Here is a 6,645-nt window from a genome sequence, read left to right as displayed (position 1 = left end):
CCGTTTTAGGTATTTGGAATCCGGCGCGAGAGACAAGGTTTTCTCAAGGCGCGAAAGCGCTTTTTTGTCATTTTCGCGCAACGCGTAAACCGACGACAGAAATGATTTAAACAGCTTGGCTTCTTGCTTGCTTTCCCCGTTAAGGGCTAAAGCAGAAACCGGCACCCAAACCGCGCACAGCGCAAGCGTGAACAAATTTTTCATAAATTCATCCCCATAATCAGCGCGTCTTCCGTGCCGTTATAAAAACCTTTCCGCAGTCCGCACGGTTTAAACCCCGCCTTGGTATATAACCCGATAGCCGGCGCGTTGTTTGCGTTTACTTCAAGCGTTACCCGTTCCCCGCCGTGCGCACGGACGTCCGTCAGCGCGAAATACAACAGTTTGAAACCAATTCCGCGGCGGCAGGCGGACGGCGCGACGGCCAAATTCAAAATTTCGCAAAACCCCGCGGCCAACCTCAGCGCAATAAAACCGTTAATCCGGCCTTTTTCTTCCCAACACCAAACAAACGAATATGGATTATGAACTTCATCCGCAAACCCCTGCGCGCCCCAGTGCGCGCTATACGGTTGGAGTTCTTCAATTTGCGCCAAACGGGACGCGTCTGCGGGGAGTAAACGCCGGATCATTTGGGAGTTACCAATTCAAACCGCGCGGGCTTTAAATAAAGCGGTTCCAATGCGTTCTGCGTCAGCGAATCGTCCTGCGCCATCTGTACTAAAGTTGCGGGCCGCACGAAACAATCCTTTTCGTCCGCATACGCATAGCCAAATCCCGTCAATTGCGCAAGCGGCGCCCCGTTTTGATCACTCCCTGCCAACAAAAGCGGCGCAGAATAAGCAGCTAGACACTGCAATAATTCCTCTCGCGAAAGCCAAGCGGGCGGGTTGTTTTGCCCGTCAAAAATTTGCAAAAAGTATTCCTCGCGAAACGCGTGCAGCACCACCGCCAGCGCACCCGCAGGGTTAGCTTTTTGCCAAGTTAAAAAATTTCTAGAAGAGATTACCTGCCGGCGCAGCACTTCAAACAGCGTCGCCCCGCAAACTTCGGTTTGATTTAAGTATTTAAGCATTGATGCAAACGTCAGCGAGATACGTATCCCCGTAAAACGCCCGGGGCCGCGCACGATGAAAATACGTTTAACATCTTTCAGTTCGGCTCCTGCGGCCGAGAGCGCAGAACTAACAGCAGGAAACAACAAACGCTCCTGCTTAACGCCTTTTCGGCGGCGGACATAAATTTTACCGTCTGTTTCAAGCGCAGCGAGCAGCGGCGCACCCGACGTATCAAGCCCTAAAATTACCGGTTTGCGGCTTTGCATAACGCCTCCAACAGCGCGTCCGACACGCGCCCAAACGAAGATAAACGAATTGTACGTTCATCCCCTTCCTGTAAAATAAAATCCATTTCCAAACGGTCTTGCGGTAGCATACGGCGGATCGGATCCGGCCATTCCGCTAAAATAATGGCGTTCTCATCCTCCAGCATTTCTTCAAAACCGAGGTTAAACACTTCGCCTTCTTCCAAGCGGAACAAATCAATATGAAACAATCGGCGGGATTTATTTTTGTATTCTTTCATCAAACTAAAACTGGCGCTCGTGGGTGAAGTTTTAAGTCCCATAGCCGACGCCACCCCTTTGACAAACACCGTTTTTCCGGCGCCGATCGGTCCGCGCAGAAAAACGATTTCTCCGCCTTTTAACGCGCCCGCAAACTCCGCCGCCAAAGCGAGCGTTTGTTCACGCGATGAAGAAGAAATTTCAGCTGTTTTCATTATCTTACCGTTTTAATACAAACTTCACGTCCGTCCACGATGCGGCGGTCTTTATTGGTGGGATCCGCCACGTCTTTTCCGTCAACCGAGAACACGTACTTGTATTCCCCGCCCGTCAGCGCGACGGACGTTTCAAAATAGCCCTTGCGATAGGCTTTCAGTTCAATGGGATCCTTGCCCCAGCGGTTAAAATCGGCCAGCAGTTCCACTTTTTTCGCCCCGGGGGCGGTGAGATAAAAGGTGCGGTATTTCACTTCGGTATCGTATTTCCGCCGGACCGGAGCGGAGCGCGTGAGAAGGCTCTCTTTATTAAGCGGCGCGACGGAAGCGGAGCTTTCAATCGTGTCGGAAGTGTAATCGTAATAATCCTCCGACGCGGCAAAAAACCACGTCAAAACAAGCGCCAAAAGAATCAAAAACAGGACGAACAACGCCCCCGGGCGTTTAATCTTGCGCATCCAAAAAACTCCTTAAATAGAAAATGGCACCATCAGCTTCGGCAATTTTCTTGACGGCGGCAGGGTCGGCGCCCGTTTGATCCACGCAGCTGGCCACCACCCGCTCAAATCCGGCGGCGGCGCACAGGCGGATAAAATCGCGCACCGCGTCAAACCCGTCCTCATACCCCTCGGCGGGACGGACGATTTTCTTCCATGTTTCGGCATCTTGCGCGTTTAAGCTGATATTTACCAAATCCACCACTTTGGCCAGATCCGGCACGATGTTTTTATGGTTAATCAAATTGCCGAGCCCGTTGGTATTTAAGCGGATTTTAAACGGCGGAAATTTGGCTTGAGCCATCCAGCCTTTAAGCGTCTGTGCGACAAACAAAAGAGTTTCCAAACGCATCGTCGGTTCACCGTAACCGCAAAAAACCACTTCTTTAAACGGAGCCTTTTTGAGTTCTGCTTCCAACGCCGAAACTACCTCTCCGGCGGACGGCTCATTCCCCGACAGATTTAAATTATTGCCGTGGAAATTCATTTTCCACTTGGTTTTAATACAAAAAGCACATAAGTTCGGGCAGCGGTTGGTCAGATTGATATAGACTCCGTCCCCAAAACGGTATACGGTTTTCGGCGCATTGGTTGTTTGCATAAAATTCTCCCTCTAGCTATTATAGCAATTTGGCGGGGACGGACCAGCGGGGAAATGGGTTATAATAAAACTGGCACAAGAGCGGCAAAAATTAATAAAATAAAAATATTGGAAGGGTGGCCGAGTGGTTTAAGGCACTAGTCTTGAAAACTGGCATACCGCAAGGTATCGAGGGTTCGAATCCCTCCCCTTCCGTATTTTAGTTTTAAGTTTATAGCAAAAATCCCTGTTAGGCCATTCGCCCGACGGGGATTTTTTTATCAACCACTTTAAGCATGCTCTTTTTGGCAGATTTTTGGGATTTATGGAAAATCTTTTATTTTTATGCTGACCGGACTGGTAGGAAGTGGTGTAGAGGTAGTTAAAATATTTTATAATGAGGGGACATTGAATGCAGGGAGATAAAAAATATATGGAACAATTAACGAATATGCCTATATGGGCACAAATACTGTCAATGGGTAGTTTTATGTTCGCTAGCGGTGTACTGATGACCCGTATCCCGTTGGCTCCGGCTATCATCCTATCATTCTTTTACCTATACGGGGTATTCGCTAAAACGAATATTGCGCCTAGTTATCTTCTACAACAGCCGTGGAAATGGACCATTATCCACGGTGGAGTTCTTGCCCTTTTTGTATTGTTAGGTATTGTTTTATTTGTGGCTTTGGTATTCTCTAAAGATAAAGACGGAATGGGAACCGGGATGTTTGGGGCTTATGGATTAGCAGGCATTGGAGTTATATTCGGCTTATTGGTATTAGTTTCCTTAATTCCTGCGTCTATTAAATGGGTACATCTACTTAAAGCGTTACCGGGAAACACGTGGCAGACCCTTTTGTGGTGTGTGCTGTTTGGTTTGGGTATAGTAACGGGTATAGGTAGTGTGTTTGGAAACGATATTGTACGGCAAATAATCGGCCCAGCAGTACTTGCCATAGTTGCATGTGTATGTAGTTTATACGCTATTGCAAGTGGTCACAACCAACAAGGCATTATTATGAGTAGTGTGTCTGGTGTGTTAGTCCTAGCTATGATTTACCAGGGCATGATACGGACCATACTCATACTCATGTAATAAGCAAGAATTTGTTAAATCCGTCGGAGCAAAGGAGTAAGCACCTTGCTACCCAAACTACACACTCCGTATAAATTTAAAAACTCCCGCAAGGGAGTTTTTATTTGAAAGTTTTTTGGGGCAGTTCGTAAAAAAACCGCCCCAATTTCTCAGTCAACAGAAAGTGTTTTAACCGCTTGCGGCACTTGGCGTTGCAACACCGCCCGCCATTGGTCCACGGTAAAGAAACTGCCCGGATGCTTTACCGCCACACCTTTCATAGTATGCTTCTGTGTTTGGATAGTGAAACAAGGGCGAGGATATGTGCCATTGATTCCTTCTTTTTCCCAAGGAGTTAGACCCGCAAGTTTCAACCCTGCCGGAAGTTCTAAAATATTGGAAATAGCGGCGAAACCTGCAAATACACATACATCCGGCCTTAAAATATCCACCACTGTCGGAAATGCCTTCCACCCGGTGATAAAATCTTGCTCGTTAGGGCGTTCATTAGGATTATCCATAGGCCGTTGGACAAAGTTATAAAGTGCCACTTTTTCCCACAGCAAATTAATTTGCCCTTTTATAACCGCTTTGCCACTTAAACACGCGGACAAATTGTTAAAGGAGGAATTTGTCCAACGGTACTGCGGGAATAGTTGTTCTGCCACAACGCGGCGCGTAAAATCGGGTTGCGCCAACGCCTCTATATTGGTGCGTTCCCAGTTGATATAATGGGATTCCAAGATGACAAGCACCTTGCAAGCGGATGTGGGATATTTCGCACCCACCCACGGGAACCACGCTATTTGCCCCGCTTTACAGGCGGCGGCAAATTGCGCGTCAAAAACGGACGATTGATATTGTTGAATTTCGGTAAATGTAATCATAAATAGTAATTTAGATATTGATCTAAAATTTTTATTCTAATAATTTAGGATTATCCGGCCTAAACACCAAAGAGGCTATAAAATTAACGCCATTTCCCCCCAAACAAAATAAATTATCTAAATCTGTAGGAAGTTCAATTGGCAATAATTCATATATAAACACCAAAAAAGGGATTACCAACATACCTCCATGTATTTTTTTTGCACGATACATTAGTAACATTATGCTTAACAGCAAGGACGCACCCAAACAAGTAGCTGCCGAAAATATACTGCCTGCAAACAAACTGACAGGTGCAAACAAAAATGCAGATATGACGCCTATCGGAAGAGGCAAGATACAATCTACTACTGTTAAGTTTTTTGCGTTATTCATCAAATAAACAGAAAAACCCATTAAAACGAAAAACAATCCCATTCCAGCTAAAATACCGAACCCTGTACCTGATTCAATTCCAACGCCAATCCCTCCGGCGATAGCACACATTAAACTGGCACTACCTGCAATCGTACCACGCAAACATCCCACAACAGTACGCGTGGTGGATAAAGCCTCCTTGTCCTCTTTTTCATAAGAATCATTCGTTGAAATGACTTCTGCTTGTTTTATTTTTCTTGCCATATTGTTTCTCCTTATTTATATTTGCTATAGGTTATTGACATTTTTCAGGTTAATTCAACATAAAGCTCAAACAAAAGCTTTATTTGATCCACATGTTGGTTATATACTTCCAGATACTTTTCATTTTCACTCAATGCAATACAGCCTCTTCGTTCCTCTATGTCCTCTATGTCATCTATATCTTCTACATCGGGAAAACTGTACGGACCCACTACTTCTTGATAAAATTTTTCTAATGCACGATTGGCAGCCTTTTGATTTTCCAGTAATAAATGAGAAAATACGATAACGGAAGTAGCTAAATACAAATAATTCCACTGCTGATCGGCAGCATCAATCACGATATCTGGTGATTCCATACTTGCTATAAAATCTAGCTCTTCTTGATCGTTAGTAACAGATGCTAAAACCTTTGAAAAGATCCGCCCAGCGCAAGTATTAACAGTCTTGGCTCCAACCCAAGCAAAAAAATTATCAGACTCTTCCTCCACACGATCCACCCAGTATTGGTTTATTATCATGCTGAATACCTGATCCATGGTTTTCAGATAATAGGGCAATATTGATTCATATCCTTTAGAAGCACTTTGCAATGCATTACTGATTAAGTGTTTCTTTAGTTCGTCATCTTTACCGTTATATAACTTAGCTTGTTCTAATAAAGACAGCGCACTTTTACAATCTGCTTCCCTGTCGGTCTGTTGTCCTAAAAGGATGCTATCCAATTTAGCATCCATTTCCATCAGCTGTGCGCTGATTTTATGCAGCATCACAGCATTATGTAAGGATAGAGCTAGTGTAGAAACGGAAACTACATTTAGATTGGCGGACAATTGTCCCCAAGGGATTTGCGCAAGGATATTACCCCCTTCACGTATAAAAGCCGTGTACTGTCCGGAAGATTCCGTCTCTTGCGGTTCAAAAGCCAGGGTCCCTTGTTCCACGGCCGCTTGTATCTCTTCGGCTATGCCTTGTTTTAAAATACCAAACTGCCGTAATTGTTGTACTACAGTGGGCGCTTGTTCTAAAATATTTAGAATTTTCCTATATTGCGCAGATTCTACCCATGTTCCCAATTGCTCTAAATTCATCAGTTTCTCCTTTAACCAATAGTATAGGCCAACTCTGTTAATAACTGTGCGGCCTTCCTTTCGCTTGATTTAGTACTCTCCTACTTATCTACTCCTAAACAGCCACGATCG

Annotated in this window: 10 protein-coding genes and 1 tRNA gene; 2 read left to right on the top strand and 9 right to left on the bottom strand. The window is 45.1% G+C overall.

What is annotated here, in order from left to right; genetic code table 11:
* The 6 genes from ACI351_RS07155 to ACI351_RS07130 all read right to left on the bottom strand — a co-directional run.
* Nucleotides 1-204 (bottom strand): hypothetical protein (locus ACI351_RS07155; RefSeq protein WP_439734562.1); only part of this gene is annotated, 204 nt, incomplete at its 3' end.
* Nucleotides 201-632 (bottom strand): GNAT family N-acetyltransferase, encoded by a 432-nt coding sequence (locus tag ACI351_RS07150; protein ID WP_439734561.1) that lies wholly within the window; start codon nt 630-632, stop codon nt 201-203. The genes ACI351_RS07155 and ACI351_RS07150, both read right to left, overlap by 4 nt.
* A complete protein-coding gene (gene tsaB / locus ACI351_RS07145; RefSeq protein WP_439734560.1) occupies nt 629-1,324 on the bottom strand; it encodes a tRNA (adenosine(37)-N6)-threonylcarbamoyltransferase complex dimerization subunit type 1 TsaB in 696 nt (231 codons plus the stop codon). Before tsaB ends, ACI351_RS07150 begins: the two co-directional genes overlap by 4 nt.
* Entirely contained in the window at nt 1,303-1,779 is a 477-nt protein-coding gene (tsaE, locus tag ACI351_RS07140; protein WP_439734559.1) for a tRNA (adenosine(37)-N6)-threonylcarbamoyltransferase complex ATPase subunit type 1 TsaE, read from the bottom strand. The genes tsaB and tsaE overlap by 22 nt, the downstream gene beginning before the upstream one ends.
* Entirely contained in the window at nt 1,779-2,237 is a 459-nt protein-coding gene (locus tag ACI351_RS07135; protein WP_439734558.1) for a hypothetical protein, read from the bottom strand. The genes tsaE and ACI351_RS07135 overlap by 1 nt, the downstream gene beginning before the upstream one ends.
* Nucleotides 2,224-2,877 carry a TatD family nuclease-associated radical SAM protein gene (locus ACI351_RS07130; RefSeq protein WP_439734557.1) on the bottom strand — a complete coding sequence of 218 codons (654 nt, stop codon included), beginning with the start codon at nt 2,875-2,877 and terminating at the stop codon, nt 2,224-2,226. The genes ACI351_RS07135 and ACI351_RS07130 overlap by 14 nt, the downstream gene beginning before the upstream one ends.
* A gap of 110 nt (nt 2,878-2,987) precedes the next feature.
* Here ACI351_RS07130 and ACI351_RS07125 point away from each other — a divergent pair.
* Together ACI351_RS07125 and ACI351_RS07120 are read left to right on the top strand one after the other, a co-directional pair.
* A tRNA-Ser gene (locus tag ACI351_RS07125) sits at nt 2,988-3,072 on the top strand.
* Nucleotides 3,073-3,289: 217 nt separating this feature from the next.
* Nucleotides 3,290-3,955, top strand: coding sequence for a hypothetical protein (locus ACI351_RS07120; RefSeq protein WP_439734556.1), 666 nt, complete (start codon nt 3,290-3,292; stop codon nt 3,953-3,955).
* A 149-nt stretch (nt 3,956-4,104) separates the two neighbouring features.
* On the opposite strand, the gene ACI351_RS07115 is transcribed toward ACI351_RS07120, so the two are convergent.
* From ACI351_RS07115 to ACI351_RS07105, 3 genes are read right to left on the bottom strand one after another with little or no spacing between them, the layout of a single operon-like run.
* A complete protein-coding gene (locus ACI351_RS07115) occupies nt 4,105-4,821 on the bottom strand; it encodes a hypothetical protein (RefSeq protein ID WP_439734555.1) in 717 nt (238 codons plus the stop codon).
* Nucleotides 4,822-4,852: 31 nt separating this feature from the next.
* A complete protein-coding gene (locus ACI351_RS07110; RefSeq protein WP_439734554.1) occupies nt 4,853-5,443 on the bottom strand; it encodes a hypothetical protein in 591 nt (196 codons plus the stop codon).
* Nucleotides 5,444-5,487: 44 nt separating this feature from the next.
* Nucleotides 5,488-6,534, bottom strand: a complete 1,047-nt coding sequence (locus ACI351_RS07105; RefSeq protein ID WP_439734553.1) for a hypothetical protein — start codon at nt 6,532-6,534, stop codon at nt 5,488-5,490.
* Between the last annotated feature and the right edge of the window lie 111 nt (nt 6,535-6,645).

Source organism: Candidatus Avelusimicrobium sp. (genome assembly GCF_051874775.1).
Lineage (GTDB): Bacteria > Elusimicrobiota > Elusimicrobia > Elusimicrobiales > Elusimicrobiaceae > Avelusimicrobium.
Note: the sequence above shows the minus strand (reverse complement) of the source record. Positions and strands in the feature narration are given on the sequence as shown.

Coding starts and splice junctions, on each gene's coding strand:
- ACI351_RS07120 (WP_439734556.1), top strand. CDS start 3,290: ATGGAACAATTAACGAATATGCCTATATGGGCACAAATACTGTCAATG.
- ACI351_RS07105 (WP_439734553.1), bottom strand. CDS start 6,534: ATGAATTTAGAGCAATTGGGAACATGGGTAGAATCTGCGCAATATAGG.
- ACI351_RS07110 (WP_439734554.1), bottom strand. CDS start 5,443: ATGGCAAGAAAAATAAAACAAGCAGAAGTCATTTCAACGAATGATTCT.
- ACI351_RS07130 (WP_439734557.1), bottom strand. CDS start 2,877: ATGCAAACAACCAATGCGCCGAAAACCGTATACCGTTTTGGGGACGGA.
- ACI351_RS07135 (WP_439734558.1), bottom strand. CDS start 2,237: ATGCGCAAGATTAAACGCCCGGGGGCGTTGTTCGTCCTGTTTTTGATT.
- ACI351_RS07150 (WP_439734561.1), bottom strand. CDS start 632: ATGATCCGGCGTTTACTCCCCGCAGACGCGTCCCGTTTGGCGCAAATT.
- ACI351_RS07115 (WP_439734555.1), bottom strand. CDS start 4,821: ATGATTACATTTACCGAAATTCAACAATATCAATCGTCCGTTTTTGAC.
- tsaB (WP_439734560.1), bottom strand. CDS start 1,324: ATGCAAAGCCGCAAACCGGTAATTTTAGGGCTTGATACGTCGGGTGCG.
- tsaE (WP_439734559.1), bottom strand. CDS start 1,779: ATGAAAACAGCTGAAATTTCTTCTTCATCGCGTGAACAAACGCTCGCT.